Source organism: Rhodococcus sp. NPDC006774, assembly GCF_040636045.1.
In the GTDB taxonomy this organism is placed as follows: domain Bacteria; phylum Actinomycetota; class Actinomycetes; order Mycobacteriales; family Mycobacteriaceae; genus Rhodococcoides.
Genome location: NZ_JBEYIW010000013.1, coordinates 121,023 through 136,086, shown reverse-complemented (window position 1 = coordinate 136,086; position 15,064 = coordinate 121,023). Strand labels below are relative to the sequence as shown.

The window sequence follows — 15,064 nt, the reverse complement described above, 5'->3', positions numbered from 1 at the left end:
GCATCAACTCGTGCATGTACATGCCACTGCGGGAGATCGCGCCCTGATCGAAACCGACGAGGTAGAGCACGACGAAGGCGAGCAGGATCGTTGCGGCGACGATGACGGCGAGCGCAGCCGACTCCGTCGCATTACTGGGGGAATGAGTGATTGCCATGGTTGTCCTCCTGGGATATGCGTCCCGTAGTCCCCGCTCGAAAACGGGGACGGCCATGCGATGAACGAGTTTTCTGACTCTCGAATTCGGACATATGCCCGACGTCGATCACAGTGGCGCAACCGCTCCGGATTTTCACCGGATTACCTGCGTACATCGCGTATTACCAGCGAACTGTGGCATCGCTCTGGACTCTGTGTCAATCGCTGTGTCGGCGGACTTCGGCTCGATGCCAGAATGGTCGAGTGACTGCGCCCGTGACCCGACTGATCTTGGTCGCTCACGCGAGAACCGAGGCGATGCGCACCGGCCGGTTTCCCGGCGACGAACCACTCGACGACGCGGGGCTGCGCGATCTCGCCGCGGTGACCGATCCACCCCGCGTAGACCGCGTCCTGTCCGGCCCGGAAATCCGGTCGACCTCCACGGCCCGCATCTTCGGCTCGGACGTCTCGATCGAACCCGCGTTGGCCGACATCGACTACGGCCGGTGGTCCGGCCTCGAGATGACCGATCTGCCCGACGCCGACGCGATGGCCTGGCTGGGTGATCCGGCGTTCGTTCCACCGGGTGGCGAATCCCTCGATGCGTTGTTCTCTCGCGTCGGGACGTGGCTGAGTGCTGTCGGATCCACGCCCGGCCGCACGCTGGCGGTGACCTCTCCTGCCGTCGTCCGAGCCGTGGTGGTGTCGGTGTTGGCGGCTCCGATGTCCTCGTTCTGGCGTATCGACGTCTCCCCGCTCACGCGTACGGCAGTCAGCCGTCGAGGCGGCAGGTGGACTGTCGGCTCGGTGGCCCAGAAGTTCGTCTGAATTTTTTCTCGCGCAGAGGGAACCGAACCGAACACTGCGGCGTCCTACCTACCGACAGCGCAAAGTTCTTCGATCAAGGAGCCTCGCTCATGACCGTCATCAAGGTGGATCCGGTGGCACTGCAGCTCGCTGCCTCCGAACTCGATGCGGTCGCCGCTCGATTGCAGGCGGCTGTCACTGCGACGGCAATCCCCGTGCGGCCACTGCCACCCGGTACCGACGAGGTGTCGCTGCTGACCGAACGATTCTTCGGCACCGCAGCCGAGACCTTCGGACCTGCTGCAGCGCAGGGCATTTCGGAGTTGCACCGGGCGGCCGAGGAACTGCGGAAACAGGCCGCGGATTACGTGGCCACCGACGACGACACAGCCGGGGGGCTGCCCGGTCTACCCGGCATCTGACGCACCGAACTCGACCGCAGCAAGAATCTCGACACAACGCTCGAACATCATGGGGGCTAGAGGATGACGCTCGGAGTGACAGGTGTGGTGTGGCTGCCACGCACGGCGACAGGAAACTCGACGCGATTGCTCGGGCCCGGACCGGTGCCGTTGCACGTCGCCGGTGGCGCGTGGGGGTCGGTCGCCGCGGCATTCACCGAGGCATCGGCGAGTATCGCCGCCGTCACCGCGGCTCTGACCGCAGGCTGGGAGGGCGAGTCGGCTCTGCTCGCTCAGGCTGCGCTCGGCCGTTTCGCGACCTGGACCGCCGCCACGGCAGTCAAGGCGGCGGCGCTCTCGGTCGAGGCCCCGGCCGCAGGCACCTCGTACGGTGTCGCGTTGGCGACCATGCCCTCGCTCGTCGAAATCGGAGCCGTGCAGGCCGCGAAGGTCACCGCCGCCTCGACCGGTGGCGTGATGAACGGCAGCTACGAGGCGGCCGAGGTGGCCGACCGACTGCTCGACATCCGCGCCGCGATGGTGATGGAGGGCTTCGAGCTGGTCTCCTCGCACCGCATCGTCAAGACCACGTTCGATCAGCCGCCGGCCATCGTCTCCGATTCCGGGAGCGGGCTCGGCAGATTCGCGAACGGCGCGCTGATGACGTCTCCGGTTCAGGCCGCGATCGGCGGCTTGATGGCCGCAACCCAGAACCCCGGCGTCGCCGCGGCGGCGGGTCAGCTCGGCAGTGCTGCCACCTCCATCGCCGGTACCGGCGTGTCGGCCGTGGCCACCGCCGCGTCCAACATCGGGTCCAGTGCACTGTCCGGCGGATCAGGAGCAAGCGGCGGTCACGGTGTTGCATCCGGTGGTTCGGCCTCTCCTGCCGTCGGCCCGGCGTCCACACGTCCGGTGTCGTTCGGCGGAGGGGCGGGTGGAGCAGGCGGGCTCGGCGGTGGCGTCGGAATACCCGGTTCCGCATTGGGTCCCACAGGTGGTGGCTCGATGCCGGCCGGTGCAGCCCAGAGCGGTCCGACCGCATTCGGCCCACCAGCCTCGGCCGATGGCGGCCTCGCTCAGCGCGGAACGGGCGCGGCCGGCGCTCCGGCCTCCGGCACGCGCGGGCAGGCCGAGGACGACGAACACGAGACCCCGGACTACCTCAAGCAGTTCGAGCACTTCGCGGACGGCCGCACCGTCGCGCCGTCCGTCATCGGTGCGGATCCGACCCTGCCCCACGCCACCCTGCCCCACACCAGCGGGAACGGCCGTTGATCGACTTGGGAACCGTGCCGGTGGGCCACACATTGCCGACCGCCTCACTCGGTGTGGACGAGATGGACTTCCTGGTCGACGAGCTGTCGATCGCCGAGCTACCCGTCGTCCTGAACGTGTTCCCGCGCTTCGACGACGTTGCTGCACGGGATTCCGCGCTCGAACGTGGCCGTTGCGCCCTCGACTCGGCCGGACTGTTGGCCGGCGGCCTCGTCCACGAGGATCTTCGGCAGTGGATACGAGTTCTCGAACAACCTCGCTGGTACGTCTCGGCCCGCGTGTTCGACGTCGAGAGCGCCGAGCCCGTTCCGACCACTCGGATCTGCGTGGCATCCGACGATCGAACAACGGTGTCGGCGGTGCGGCGGGACGACGCGGTCACCATCCGCACCGTTCACGGTGATCCGGCCCGAGACCTCGCGTCGACGATCGGCTCGGCTGCGTCGTTCGACCCGGGCAGCATCAACGCGCCGACCGATCTGCTGGCCGAAGCACTCGATGCGGCACCGACCGACGTCGGAGCAACCGCGTCTCGCCTCCGCGGTATCGGCATAGCGGACGACCGCGCCGCGGCTCTGGCGTCGGCGATGGCCACCTGCACCGGCAGAACCGAGATCACTGCCGTCGCCCGCCGACACGGCACCCGCCACGTCGCCGGGAGACCCGTTGCACTGTTGGACACCAGAGCCGGACGCATCGTCGCCACCTCCACCCTCGCCGCCGACGGCATATCGTGGAGCTCACTGACCGGCGCAACGGATCGCAGAGTGATCGGTGCCCTGACCGAGCTGATCGCATCGGCCGGTGAGCATCTCCGCTAGCTGATCGGGTTGTCCGCCTTGTCGCTGCCCTTGCCCTCGAACGGCGGCAGGAACGTGCCCCATCTGGCGCAGGACCATCCTCCGTCGGGCAGCGGCAGCAGCTCGACGGTGTGGGTGTTGTCGAGGTGGTTGTCGGCCGCGAACGTGCCCTCGACGCCCGCCAGTACCGCCGCGACCAGTCGGATTGCGGCACCGTGGCTGACGACGACGACGTCACCTGCCGTGTCGTCGCTCAGGTACTGCGCACGGAGAGTGTCGAGCACCGGGACGTACCGCTCCAGGACCGAATGTCCGCTGTCGCCTCCGGGCACGGTCGCCGCCAGATCTCCAGCATGCCAGCGACTGAAGATCTCGGTGAACTCGCGGTGCGCATCCGCATCGTCGCGGTCCTCCAGATCGCCTGCGAAGGTCTCCTGAATTCCCTCGGCCACCACGAGGGGAACCCCTGTCGCGCGCTCGATGTAGCCGGCAGTCTGCTTGGCACGCAACGCAACCGAGGACACCAGCACTGCGGGTGGGCGTCCGATCCAGGTCTGCGCATACGCGTCGGCCTGCTGGTGCCCCAGCTCGGTGAGCTCGGCTCCCGGCGGTGAGGTGTCCAGTATCTTGGCGACGTTGGCTGTCGTCTGACCGTGCCGGACCAGAATCAGTTTGCCCATCACAGATCACCGCGTCCGGCACGAATGTCTGCGACCCACTGCACGTGTTCGTCGATCGGCGGCGGTACCGAACCGCCCGATCCTGTTGCAGTGGGCCAGGATCCGAGGAACCGGAGGGGCATCTTGCGGTGGAATGCGGCCAACATCTCCGCGACGAGTGGGTCGTCGATGTGCCCGGCGCAGTCGATGAAGAACCTGTACGTTCCGAATCGTGAACGGGTGGGCCGTGATTCGATGAAGGTCAGGTCGATGTTGCGAATTCCGAACTCGGCCAACGCTGCCGGCAGCGTGCCCGGGTCGTTCGGCGGCTCGAGTACCACCGACGTGCGGTCGGCGCCGGTGCGCGCAGGCACCGATTGCGGCGCGGTCACCAGCACGAAGCGAGTCCGCGCGCCCTCCACGTCGATGATCCCGTCGGCCAACTGCGGCAACTTCAGACGCTCACCGGCGAGCCGCGTCGACACCGCAGCGTCGACCATTCCGGCCGCAACATCCTCTGCTGCACCGGCATTGGACGACGCCGATTGCACCACGGCGTCGGGCATGGCGGTCTGCAGCCACTGGCGCACCTGATTGAGTGCGATCGGATAGGCGCTGATCGTGCGGGCCGAGTCGAGAGTGACACCGGGACCGCCGAGGATGGTGAAGGCCACCTCGATCTCGGTCTCGGCGACGATCTGCAATCGGCGGCCCTCCGACAGCGCGTCGAGCGTCGGTGGAACCGCTCCCTCGATGGAGCTTTCGATGGGGACCACGGCCGCGTCGGCCGCACCCGATCGCACGGCCTCGAGCGCTGCAGGCGGGTTCGACGCCGAGACCCGCTCGACCGCCCCGTCCAGACCGACCGCGCCGAAGGTTCCGAGCTTTTCGAACTGCGCCAGCGCCATCTCCGTGAACGTTCCCGATGGTCCGAAGTAAGCGATGCGAGGCACGCCTCGAGGTTACGTTGTCGACGTCTCCGAAGCGATCAAACCGACGTCGACGAGCCGGTCGCGAGCCCGGGCGGCGTCGACGATCTCGATTCCGAGCAGCACCTCGCGCACCGCCTCGGCGGCCTCGGGGATGAGCGCCCGCAGTGCGGCGACGTTCGGAGCAGCAAGGGCCGCGGCGATGTCGTCCCCGCGGAGCGACGCCACCGTCGCCGCAAGGATCGCGAGCACCTCGTCGCCGGAGTCGGCGCGGGCGACGAGGCCCACATCGGCGTGCGAGACCACGGCGAGCACGTCGGCGATGCGACGCGGGGTGTCGGCGACGCTGATGCCCGGAGTCCGGTGGGCAAGGACGACGGCCTCCGCGGTCTCGGCCACGTCAATCGCGTCGAACATCGGGAAGACGACCAGCGGCGAGGGCAACCGCAGCGCGAGTGCGTCGGCGAGGTGCTCGGCCGGCGCGTCGACGTCGAACCGGACGGCCTCGTACCCGCCGGTCGGACCTGCCCGGAGCTCGTCGGGGTCGATGTCGAGATGCACCACGATACGTCCGTGGTCGTCCGAGTCGGACAGTGCGAGCAGGGTCGACGCCCGGACGACGGGCGGTCCGTACTCGGCTCCACGCGGGGCCGCGGCCAGCGCGTGGGCGTCGGCGCACATCGGCTGCAGCAGTCCGTGGACGAGCGCGTTCGGGTCGGGTCGGTGTGGCACACCGAGGGTCAGCGGAATCGGCACGCCTACACGGTAGACCCGGGTCCAGGTCGTTCCGCAGGCTCCACTCCTGTGGTCCGGGTCGTTCCGCGGGCTCCACTTCTGCGGTCCGGGTCGTTCCGCGGGCTCCACTCCCGTGCACGGCCTTGCGATCCTCGCCACACCGCGCTAACTTAGGTTTGCCTCACCTACTCGCCTGACCGATCGCATCGGAGGAGCTCATGCTCGGCGCAACCACCACCACCGGACCGACCACTGCCGAACGCGTACGCAGTGCCTGCATGCGCGCCGAGGGCGCAGCCCTGGCCATCGACGGCAGCGACCCGGTGATCACGTCCCTGCATCATCTGCGACCCAACGGCGAGATGATCCTGGCCGTCCCCACCGACTCCCTCGACGACGCGCACACCTGGCAGTCCTCCCGTGCCGGCATCCCCGCCGTCCTCGAACTCACCGATCACGCGCCGCTCGCGCTGCGTGAACCGGTGCGTTCGCTGGTGTGGCTTCGCGGCGATCTACGCCCGGTCCCGGACTCGCTGATGCGCCCGATGGCCGGAGCGGTGGCCGCCGAACATCCGCATCCCGCTCTCCTCGACGTCGGGCACACCACCTCGCTGATGCGGCTGATCGTCACCTCCGCCGTGGTCGCCGACAGCACCGGAGCCGAGCCCGTCGACGTCGACACGCTGCTGGCAGCCGAACCCGATCCCTTCTGGGAGATGGAGACCAGCTGGCTCGAGCACCTCGACTCCGACCACCCGGACCTGCTCGCCCAATTGGCCCGACGCCTCCCGCCGTCGCTCCGGCAGGGCCGAATCCGGCCGCTCGGCATCGATCGCTACGGCATTCGGCTGCGGATCGAAGGCGAATGCGGCGACAACGACGTCCGGCTGGGGTTCGCCGAGCCCGTCGAGGACGTCCTCTCGCTCAGTCGCGCGCTGCGCGTGCTCGCCGGTTGCCCGTTTCTGAACGGACTACGCGCCCGCGGCTGACGCACGTTCGGAGAAACAGGGCAGACTCGTGCGGTGATCGACTTCAAGAGCTGGTTGACGCCACCGCCGCCCGCGAGCACGGCTCCACCGCCCGATGCCCGCGAACGCACCACGATCAAGGTCGAGATCGCGATCGTCCTTCTGGTCACGTTCGGGCTGAGCGGTATGAGCAGCATCCTCTCGCTCGTCGAGGACGCGCTGCAGACCGCTGCCCTGTCCGATCAGACCGTGGCGCTGAACTCGTCACGGTCGAGTTTCAGCCTGATCGATCTGCTGTTCCAGCTGCTGAGCATCCTGCGTCTGTGCGCCTGGGGCGCACTGGGGTTGTACCTGCTGTGGCGAGCAGATCTGGCACCCCGCGCGATCGGGCTGGCCCGGCCGCGGCTGAAGATCGACCTCGGTCACGGCGTCGGATTGGCCGCACTGATCGGGCTGCCCGGCCTGGCGCTGTACCTCGTGGGCAACGCCCTCGGATTCAACCTCAACGTCGTTCCCAGCGCCCTCGACGACCACTGGTGGCGCGTCCCGGCACTGATTCTGTACGCGCTGGCCAACTCCGGTGCCGAGGAGATCATCGTCGTGGCGTACCTGATCTCTCGCCTACGCAGACTCGGACTGAGCGAGAACGCGTCCCTGCTGTGCTCGTCGCTGCTGCGCGGCAGCTATCACTTCTACCAGGGCGTGGGCGGTGGGGTCGGAAACTTCCTCATGGGTCTGGTGTTCGGCCGCTACTGGCAGCGCACCGGCAGACTGTGGCCACTGCTGATCGCGCACGCTCTGATCGACATCGTCGCCTTCGTCGGCTACGCCCTCCTGCGCGAACATCTGTCGTGGCTCCCGTGAATCGGGAGTCGAGGAACCCGGTCGTTCGAGCGGCGGTAGGTACAGTCGATTCGTGAACGACGACGATCGCCACGGACGGCACGGCGCGCCAGACCGGCGAACGCCGCCTCCCGGTCGAACGCCGCCACCGGACCGCACCCCACCGAACCGCACGCCACCGGACCGATCGATGCCCAGCCGGCACGGTCGTCCCGATCCCGCGCCCCGGCCTGGCCCAGCGCCCCAACCCGGTCGCGCTGCAGGTCCACCCCCGCACCAGCCGGGTCCACCACGCCCCCGTCAGCAGCCGCCCGGCCACCAGCCGCCCCCGCCACGACCCAACCGCCCACCGCCCGGCCAACAGCCGCCCCCACGTGGATATCGCCCGAACCAGCCGCCACCGGAGGGCACCGAGTTCATCCGACGCGACGGCCGCCCCACTCCCAGGCCGGACGTGCCGCCTCGGCCGGCGCCACTCCCACGCCACAGCCCTCAGCAGGCCTGGTCGCAGGCACCCGAACCCCGATCTGCACAGTCGGATCTCCCGAATTCGACGCGTCAGTATTCACGCCCCCAGGACGATCCACCGGGTCGCACCGGGTATGCGCCGCGTCAGCAGCCGGAGCCGTTCACCGAGGAGCGCAGGCAACCGGCAGCACCTGCGCAGCGTGCGCTGAGACGCCCCGAACCCGCTCGGCCGCAGCGTGATTCACGGCCACCGAAGGTCGCGAAGCCGCGCAAGCGCAGACGCTGGGGTCGACGCTTCCTGATCGTGCTGCTGGTCCTCGTGCTGGGAATCGGCGGTGCCGTCTACTACGTCGACAGCTCGTTGACGCGCGTGGACGCCCTCACCTCGTATCCCGGGCGCATCGGCGACACCCCTGGCACCAACTGGCTTCTCGTCGGATCGGATTCGCGAGCCGGCCTGACGCCGGAGCAGGAAGCCTCGCTCGCGACCGGCGGCGAGGTGGGCCCGAGCCGCACCGACACGATCATCCTGATCCACATCCCCGAGGGCAGCGGCGCGCCCACGATGGTCAGCCTGCCGCGCGATTCGTACGTGTCGATTCCGGGCAACGGCCAGGACAAACTCAACGCGGCCTTCGCATTCGGCGGTCCGCCACTGCTGGTACAGACGGTCGAGGGTGCAACCGGTGTGCACATCGATCACTACGCCGAGATCGGATTCGGCGGCTTCGCCGGGATCGTCGACGCGGTCGGTGGCGTCAACGTATGCGTGCAGAATGCGATCGACGATCCGTTGGCGGGCATCAACATCGCCGCCGGCTGCCAGGATCTCACCGGAGCCGAGGCGCTCGGATTCGTGCGGTCCCGCGCGACGGCATTGGCCGACATCGACCGGATGAACAATCAGCGCGCGTTCATGTCCGCCCTCCTGGAAAAGGCAACCAGCGCTTCGACTTTCCTCAACCCGTTCCGGCTGTGGCCGCTGGTGTCCGATACCGCCTCGTCATTGAGCGTCGACGAGGGAGATCACATCTGGAACCTCGCCGCACTGGCCTGGGCGATGCGCAGCGGTCCGGTGACCACGACGGTTCCCGTCGGCGGATTCCAGGACTCCGACGTCGGAAACGTACTGCTGTGGGACGACACTCGCGCTCCGGCATTCTTCGACGCCATTGCGCAGGACCGTGAGATCCCGCCGGAACTGCTGACCGGTGGCCCCTGAGCGACCCTGATTTCCCCATGGGCAGCCGGTAGGCGGGAGTGGAGCCTGCGGAACGACCCTGAATGTAGGTTGTGGACCATGACATCGCCGTCTGCCCAGCCCGCCGCGACGCCCGGTGCGTCGTTCCACGATCTTCTGCGCGCCCAGGTGCGGCACGAGTTCACCGCATCACAGCAGTACGTCGCGATTGCGGTGTGGTTCGACCACAACGATCTACCGCAGTTGGCCACGCGCTTCTACGCTCAGTCCGCCGAGGAGCGGCGGCACGCCATGATGATGATCCGCTTCCTCATCGACAATCGACTCGAGGTCGACGCCTCGGGCATCGACGACGTGGTGACGGAGTTCCAGTCGGTCGTCGAACCGGTGGAATTGGCGCTGGCTCAGGAGTCGACGGTGACCGAGCAGATCACGGCGCTGGCGCGCGCTGCCCGGGCCGAGGGCGACTACATCGGCGAGCAGTTCACGCACTGGTTCCTCACCGAGCAGGTCGAGGAGGTGGCGGCGATGCAGAGTCTGCTCAACATCGTTCGCCGGGCCGGATCGAACCTGTTCGACATCGAGCAGTACGTCGCTCGCGAGATCGGCTCCACGGTGATCCGCGCCACCAATGCCCCGAAAGAAGCCGGAAGGGCGTAGTTTGCGCCCTGCTCAGAGACGACATTTAGGATCGACTGTATTAGGCAACGTTCGCCTCAATAAGGATCGACTTGGATGACAATGCCCTCTGACCAGGCATATTGTCCTGAGCATGAGCGCAGACATCAAGGAAACCAGCCACACCAAATTCCACGCACTTCTCCGCGACCAGATTCGCAACGAGTTCAACGCCTCGCAGCAGTACATCGCCACCGCGGTCTACTTCGCCAATGTCGATCTGCCGCAGCTGGCCAAGCACTTCTACGCGCAGTCGGTCGAAGAGCGCAACCACGCGATGATGATCGTGCAGTACTTCCTCGATCGCGACATCACGGTCGAGCTGACCGGCGTCGACGCGTCGAAGTCCGTCTTCACCGATCCTCGTGAGGCCATCGCCCTGGCGCTGGCGCAGGAAGAGACCGTCACCGAGCAGATCATCGCTCTGGCGAGCACCGCACGTGAAGAGGGCGACTACCTCGGCGAGCAGTTCATGCAGTGGTTCCTCAAGGAGCAGGTCGAGGAAGTTGCCAGCATGAAGACGCTGCTCAACATCGCAGATCGCGCGGGCCACAACCTGTTCGATCTCGAGCAGTTCGTCGCCCGCGAGATGAACACCAGCGTGGTCGCCGACTCGGGCGCACCCACCGTTGCCGGCGGATCGCTGTAAATTGCACGTCGCAATTTCCCACGAGTAACGCGCGAACCCTCGCGCTCATAGAGGTGGTCGCCCGAACAAGCAGTTCTGTTCGGGCGGCCACCTTCTCGCGTTCTAGCGCAGAGTGACCTGGCGGCCGCGTAGGCCGTCGCGCGAACGCAACTGCGCCGCCGTGAGCGGAGCGTCGACAGCCAGTGCCTCGCCCAGCTTCTCGCCGAATTCCTTTGTGGGCCCTGCCCATTCGGTGGGGTGCATCTCGGGATCGAGATCGAACACCGGCACCAGTACCCCGTGCGTGCGGAACGAACCGGCGTAGCGCGATCCCTCACCCAAGTTGAGATCACCCGCAGCGTGCAGGCGCGCGAGGGCGAGCATCACGTCGTCCTCGCTCTCCGGACGAACCCACCGGATGTGCGCCTTGTCGCCTGCATCCACCCACCAGGCCGCGACGACGCCGTCGGCCTCGATTCGCGCCGAGGGCATGATCGCCTGGTTCGCGCGCTCCACGGTGGCAGTCACATCGGCTGCGGGAGTGGCACTTTCGGGAATCCACCAGTTGAAGTCCTGATGGACGGTGATCTCGAGCAGTGCGGACGCGTCGAGCATCTCGGTCAACGCGGGGGTGCTGTCGGTGATCTTCGCGGCTTCGAGCGACTCTCCCGGGGACGCGGTGGACGCCCAGCCGAGCGCACTACTGATATCTGCTGCAACGTCTTTCGACTGGTTCTGCACCTGCAGGCCGACAAAGCCCTCGACGGTATCGGCGTCTTCGCGCACCAATGCCGCGACGGCACCGGGTAGCACCGTGGCCAACGTGATGGTGCGACCGTCCACCGTGATCGGCGCGGTTGCCGTAGCCGACGGGACGAACTCGCGCAGCGCTACCAGGTCGCATTCGGCGGCGAGGCCTTCGAACGGGCGAGCCGACGCCGATTCGATGCTCGCGCGTTCCGCTTCCCGCTGAGCAAGCTTCGCTGCTCGGTTGCTGTCCTGCTTCGGTCCACTGTTTCTTTTGCTCTTACCCACGCCCGAAAACCTACACGTTCTTCGATTCGAGCCAGGCTCGCGTTCGACCGGGGTGGTTGGTGGCGATCCACCCGACGCCGAGCTCGCGGCACAGGTCCACGTCCTCTTTCTCGTCGACGGTCCACACGTAACTGGCCCGGCCGGACGCTGCTGCGCGGTCGATGATGGACGGGTGCTCGCGCAGAGCCCGTATGGACGGCCCGACGGCGGTGGCGCCGACGGTTGTCGCCGCTCCCCCACCGAGGTAGTGCGAGCTGTCGCCGAGGAGCACCGTCGGAAGCATCGGAGCCGACCGCCGTACGCGCCAGACGGCCGACGGCGCGAACGACATGATGACCGCCCGCGAGTGGTCCGCCGACGCAGGTGCGCCGATGCCGAACTTGTGCAGTTCGGCGAGCACTGCGCTTTCGATCAGCGAGCCGTACCGCACGGGATGCTTGGTCTCGATGAAGAGTTTGACCGGCTTGTTGTTCCAGTCAAGGACGAGAGAGATGAGGTCGTGCAACGTCAGGAGTTCGGCGGGTTCGTCGGCGTCGCCGTAGTTCAGTCGGGCGAGATCGGCGAAGTCCATCTCACTGACGATGCCGGTGCCGTTCGAGGTTCGATCGACACGGCGATCGTGCACGCACACGATATGGCCGTCCTTGGTCAGCCGCACGTCGCATTCGACGCCGTCCGCTCCCTCGCGCAGTGCGAGGTCGTAGGCCGCGAGAGTGTGTTCCTTCTTGGCCGCCGACGCACCTCGATGCGCGACGACCAGTGGCCCACGCCGATCGGGACTCACGACGCCGTCACCGCCTCGGGTTCACGCTCGGGCTGCTTTTCCTCGGGCTGCTTTTCTTCGGGCTGCTGTTGTTCGGACTGCTGTTGTTCGGACTGCTGTTGTTCGGACTGCTGCTTCGGTTTCTGTTCGGTGCCGGTGGCGATCACCCAGCGGGTCGGACGCGACATGGCGGAGCCGCGCAGCGTGCGGCCTTCGAGTCGGCGCATCACGGCCAGGGTCAGCACGGCCGAGACCGCGGCGACCAGTGCCACGAATGCCGACAGCAGAACTCCGTCGGCGCGGGCCTGGAGGGAATCGCGCAGGTTCCACAGCAGTTGGACGACGACCAGCGCGTTGCTCGCTGCCCAGACGGCCCACCAGACGCGAACCAGTGTCAGTTCGCGGTGCACGTCGGCATCGGCACCGCCGCGGAGCCGGACCACCTCGGTGAGGTAGACCCCTGGCATCACGATGCGGACCAGCGGCAGCATCGACAACAGCAACATCGTGCGCACCGATCGCGGATCGGTGGAGCCGGCGGCGGTGAAGGCGCGTCTGCGCTGGTCGATCAGCCAGCAGGACGAGGAGATCAGCGCCGCCAGACCGATGAGGAGCGCGCCGACCTGGGCGAAGTACACCAATGCGTCGGACACGGCCAGGGTGATCGGCGAAATCAGTCGCTCGCGGTTGTGCAGCAGGATGCCGTACCGGAACACTTCGGCGAATGCGGCCAGCGTCAGCAACATAGCGGTGACGACGACCAGGTTCTGAGCATTCGCGGCGTACCGCTCGACGCGACCGACGCGGCGATCGGCGTCGGGATCGCGCGGGATGTCCCGCAATCCCCAGGTGGGCGTCGAGGCGTAGTGCGGCGTCGGGGTCGGGGATGCGGATCGGCTGCGACGCTCGGACTTTGTCGACGAGGCCGAAGGGCGGGCCACCCATCGAAAGTTTCGGGCACCCTGTGCGGGTGCCCTGGTCGACACCGGTGACAGCAGCACGCCGTGGCAGCGAGGGCACCAGGTGCCCGGCCGTGCGCCTACAGCCCAGCGGGTGCTGCAGCGGGCACAGACCTGGAACGCCTGAGCGCGTCCCTGCGGTGCCGACATCTAGATGATTCTCGCTTCGTGGGCATCGTCGTCGCGCTGGATCGGTCGACCAGCGGCCTGCCAGGCGAGCATCCCACCGTCGACGTTGATCGCGTCGTAGCCCACGCGATTGAGGTATTCGACTACGCGAGCCGAGCGACCACCGGCTTTGCAGACGACGTACACCTCGGATTGGTTGTCGATCTCACCGGCGCGGGACGGAATGTCGCCCATCGGGATGTGGACGGCGTCAGGTGCGTGTCCGGCCTGCCACTCGTCGTCCTCGCGGACGTCGAGCAGGATGGCCGCCGGCGGGAACGGCACCGGGAGACGATCGACGGTGACGGCAGGCGACTGCTCGGGATGAGACACACCTCGATCTTGTCACGCGTCCGCGCGGGGTTGCCACCCGTGTCCTCGCGACCGAAGCGCTGCCTCGCTATGACCTATGTCACTGGAGTCACAGAAGTTATCCACAGTATCCACAGATCGATCCACAGAATCGGGGCTCGTGCCGGTTTCTATCCACAGGTCAAAGCTCCGAGTAGGCCTCGCGGTGTATCGAGTACCAACTGGGCCTGTGGATCGATGGTGATTTGACACAGCCGCCGTCTGCGGTCCTGTGAATCCGCTGTTTAGGCTGGCGAACATGACTTCCATCGAGCTACGCGTCTTCACCGAACCGCAGCAGGGCGCCACGTACGACGAACTGCTCCGCGTCGCCAAGGCTGCCGAGGAATTCGGCTACGGCGCATTCTTTCGATCCGACCACTACCTCGCGATGAGCGGCGACGGCGGCCCCGGCCCCACCGATGCGTGGATCACCCTGGCCGGGCTGGCCCGCGAGACCTCGACCATTCGGCTCGGCACGCTGGTCACCTCTGCGACCTTCCGCTACCCGGGGCCCCTGGCCATCAGCGTCGCCCAGGTCGACGCCATGAGCGGAGGTCGCGTGGACCTCGGCCTCGGTGCCGGCTGGTTCGAGAGCGAGCACACGGCGTACGGCATTCCCTTCCCGCCGCTCGGCGAACGCTTCGACCGACTCGAAGAGCAACTGGCCGTCGTCACCGGGCTCTGGAACACGCCCGTCGGCGAGACCTTCTCGCACGCCGGCACGCACTATCCCGTCACGAACTCCCCCGCGCTCCCGAAGCCGGTGCAGACCCCACACCCGCCAATCGTCATCGGCGGCGGAGGCAAGAAGCGCACCCCGGCACTCGCAGCGAAATACGCCGACGAATTCAACATCCCCTTCGCCTCGCTGGCCGACACCGAGACTCAGTTCGGTCGCGTCCGCGCCGCCTGCACAGCCGCCGACCGCGACCCCGATTCCCTCGTCTACTCCAACGCCCTCGTCCTCTGCTGTGGCCGCACCGAGGAAGACATCACCCGACGCGCCGCCGCCATCGGCCGCGAAGTATCCGAACTACGGGAGAACGGTGCCGCAGGAAGCCCCGCCGAACTCGTCGACAAAATCGGCAGCTTCGGAGCCATCGGCGCGACACGCGTGTACCTGCAGACCATGGACCTCACCGATCTCGATCACCTCGAACTCGTCGCTTCCGAGGTACTCCCGCAGCTCTGACCCTCCAGAAACCGGCCCGCCCGAGTCCACTCAACGTGACATTGACTGCCCAAAAGTCCA

18 protein-coding genes and 1 riboswitch are annotated in these 15,064 nt (G+C 67.2%); of the genes, 10 read left to right on the top strand and 8 right to left on the bottom strand.

What is annotated here, in order from left to right; translation table 11 throughout:
- A partial coding sequence (locus ABZ677_RS19705; RefSeq protein WP_358372416.1) for a CbtB-domain containing protein occupies nucleotides 1–157 on the bottom strand: 157 nt, incomplete at its 3' end.
- 69 nt (nucleotides 158–226) lie between these two features.
- Nucleotides 227–302, bottom strand: a riboswitch (cobalamin riboswitch).
- A 100-nt stretch (nucleotides 303–402) separates the two neighbouring features.
- Between ABZ677_RS19705 and ABZ677_RS19700 the strand changes: the two genes are divergently transcribed.
- The 4 genes from ABZ677_RS19700 to ABZ677_RS19685 all read left to right on the top strand — a co-directional run bounded on the left by ABZ677_RS19700 (nucleotide 403) and on the right by ABZ677_RS19685 (nucleotide 3,445).
- Nucleotides 403–969, top strand: coding sequence for a histidine phosphatase family protein (locus ABZ677_RS19700; protein WP_358372389.1), 567 nt, complete (start codon nucleotides 403–405; stop codon nucleotides 967–969).
- A gap of 89 nt (nucleotides 970–1,058) precedes the next feature.
- The gene (locus ABZ677_RS19695) at nucleotides 1,059–1,370 is read left to right on the top strand and encodes a PE family protein (RefSeq protein ID WP_037186570.1); all 312 of its coding nucleotides are present in this window, start codon (nucleotides 1,059–1,061) and stop codon (nucleotides 1,368–1,370) included.
- Between the two features lie 75 nt (nucleotides 1,371–1,445).
- Nucleotides 1,446–2,624: a PPE domain-containing protein gene (locus ABZ677_RS19690; RefSeq protein ID WP_358372386.1), complete on the top strand. Its 1,179-nt coding sequence runs from the start codon at nucleotides 1,446–1,448 to the stop codon at nucleotides 2,622–2,624.
- Nucleotides 2,621–3,445 carry an ESX secretion-associated protein EspG gene (locus ABZ677_RS19685; protein ID WP_358372382.1) on the top strand — a complete coding sequence of 275 codons (825 nt, stop codon included), beginning with the start codon at nucleotides 2,621–2,623 and terminating at the stop codon, nucleotides 3,443–3,445. Before ABZ677_RS19690 ends, ABZ677_RS19685 begins: the two co-directional genes overlap by 4 nt.
- On the opposite strand, the gene ABZ677_RS19680 is transcribed toward ABZ677_RS19685, so the two are convergent.
- Genes ABZ677_RS19680 through ABZ677_RS19670 form a run of 3 tightly spaced genes read right to left on the bottom strand, consistent with a single transcriptional unit; the run spans nucleotide 3,442 to nucleotide 5,768 of the window.
- Nucleotides 3,442–4,107: a histidine phosphatase family protein gene (locus ABZ677_RS19680; protein WP_358372379.1), complete on the bottom strand. Its 666-nt coding sequence runs from the start codon at nucleotides 4,105–4,107 to the stop codon at nucleotides 3,442–3,444. The genes ABZ677_RS19685 and ABZ677_RS19680 overlap by 4 nt on opposite strands.
- Nucleotides 4,104–5,036, bottom strand: a complete 933-nt coding sequence (gene pheA, locus ABZ677_RS19675; protein ID WP_037186577.1) for a prephenate dehydratase — start codon at nucleotides 5,034–5,036, stop codon at nucleotides 4,104–4,106. Before pheA ends, ABZ677_RS19680 begins: the two co-directional genes overlap by 4 nt.
- A gap of 9 nt (nucleotides 5,037–5,045) precedes the next feature.
- Entirely contained in the window at nucleotides 5,046–5,768 is a 723-nt protein-coding gene (locus tag ABZ677_RS19670) for a hypothetical protein (RefSeq protein ID WP_358372376.1), read from the bottom strand.
- A gap of 197 nt (nucleotides 5,769–5,965) precedes the next feature.
- On the opposite strand from ABZ677_RS19670, the gene ABZ677_RS19665 reads away from it, so the two are divergent.
- The 5 genes from ABZ677_RS19665 (at nucleotide 5,966) to ABZ677_RS19645 (ending at nucleotide 10,554) form a co-directional block, all read left to right on the top strand.
- Nucleotides 5,966–6,736 (top strand): DUF2470 domain-containing protein, encoded by a 771-nt coding sequence (locus ABZ677_RS19665; protein WP_358372373.1) that lies wholly within the window; start codon nucleotides 5,966–5,968, stop codon nucleotides 6,734–6,736.
- Nucleotides 6,737–6,790: 54 nt separating this feature from the next.
- Nucleotides 6,791–7,579, top strand: coding sequence for a type II CAAX endopeptidase family protein (locus tag ABZ677_RS19660; RefSeq protein ID WP_230596888.1), 789 nt, complete (start codon nucleotides 6,791–6,793; stop codon nucleotides 7,577–7,579).
- 433 nt (nucleotides 7,580–8,012) lie between these two features.
- Nucleotides 8,013–9,248, top strand: coding sequence for an LCP family protein (locus ABZ677_RS19655; RefSeq protein ID WP_230596118.1), 1,236 nt, complete (start codon nucleotides 8,013–8,015; stop codon nucleotides 9,246–9,248).
- Nucleotides 9,249–9,326: 78 nt separating this feature from the next.
- Nucleotides 9,327–9,887 (top strand): ferritin, encoded by a 561-nt coding sequence (locus ABZ677_RS19650; RefSeq protein WP_358372369.1) that lies wholly within the window; start codon nucleotides 9,327–9,329, stop codon nucleotides 9,885–9,887.
- A 112-nt stretch (nucleotides 9,888–9,999) separates the two neighbouring features.
- Entirely contained in the window at nucleotides 10,000–10,554 is a 555-nt protein-coding gene (locus ABZ677_RS19645) for a ferritin (RefSeq protein ID WP_037186588.1), read from the top strand.
- 102 nt (nucleotides 10,555–10,656) lie between these two features.
- Here ABZ677_RS19645 and ABZ677_RS19640 read toward each other — a convergent pair whose 3' ends face one another.
- Genes ABZ677_RS19640 through ABZ677_RS19625 form a run of 4 tightly spaced genes read right to left on the bottom strand, consistent with a single transcriptional unit; the run spans nucleotide 10,657 to nucleotide 13,743 of the window.
- Nucleotides 10,657–11,568 (bottom strand): DUF5926 family protein, encoded by a 912-nt coding sequence (locus tag ABZ677_RS19640; RefSeq protein ID WP_358372365.1) that lies wholly within the window; start codon nucleotides 11,566–11,568, stop codon nucleotides 10,657–10,659.
- Nucleotides 11,569–11,578: 10 nt separating this feature from the next.
- A complete protein-coding gene (locus ABZ677_RS19635; RefSeq protein ID WP_094740583.1) occupies nucleotides 11,579–12,352 on the bottom strand; it encodes a glycerophosphodiester phosphodiesterase in 774 nt (257 codons plus the stop codon).
- On the bottom strand, nucleotides 12,349–13,440 hold the full coding sequence (locus tag ABZ677_RS19630) for a DUF4328 domain-containing protein (protein WP_358372362.1): 1,092 nt from the start codon (nucleotides 13,438–13,440) through the stop codon (nucleotides 12,349–12,351). Before ABZ677_RS19630 ends, ABZ677_RS19635 begins: the two co-directional genes overlap by 4 nt.
- The gene (locus ABZ677_RS19625; RefSeq protein WP_230596173.1) at nucleotides 13,441–13,743 is read right to left on the bottom strand and encodes a rhodanese-like domain-containing protein; all 303 of its coding nucleotides are present in this window, start codon (nucleotides 13,741–13,743) and stop codon (nucleotides 13,441–13,443) included.
- Between the two features lie 334 nt (nucleotides 13,744–14,077).
- Here ABZ677_RS19625 and ABZ677_RS19620 point away from each other — a divergent pair, with 334 nt between their 5' ends.
- Nucleotides 14,078–15,004, top strand: a complete 927-nt coding sequence (locus tag ABZ677_RS19620) for an LLM class F420-dependent oxidoreductase (protein ID WP_358372412.1) — start codon at nucleotides 14,078–14,080, stop codon at nucleotides 15,002–15,004.
- Nucleotides 15,005–15,064 lie beyond the last annotated feature (60 nt).

Bases quoted from the DNA above. Each gene is read 5' to 3' on its own strand.
- ABZ677_RS19695 (WP_037186570.1), top strand. From the start codon at position 1,059: ATGACCGTCATCAAGGTGGATCCGGTGGCACTGCAGCTCGCTGCCTCC.
- ABZ677_RS19665 (WP_358372373.1), top strand. From the start codon at position 5,966: ATGCTCGGCGCAACCACCACCACCGGACCGACCACTGCCGAACGCGTA.
- ABZ677_RS19650 (WP_358372369.1), top strand. From the start codon at position 9,327: ATGACATCGCCGTCTGCCCAGCCCGCCGCGACGCCCGGTGCGTCGTTC.
- ABZ677_RS19645 (WP_037186588.1), top strand. From the start codon at position 10,000: ATGAGCGCAGACATCAAGGAAACCAGCCACACCAAATTCCACGCACTT.
- ABZ677_RS19630 (WP_358372362.1), bottom strand. From the start codon at position 13,440: ATGTCGGCACCGCAGGGACGCGCTCAGGCGTTCCAGGTCTGTGCCCGC.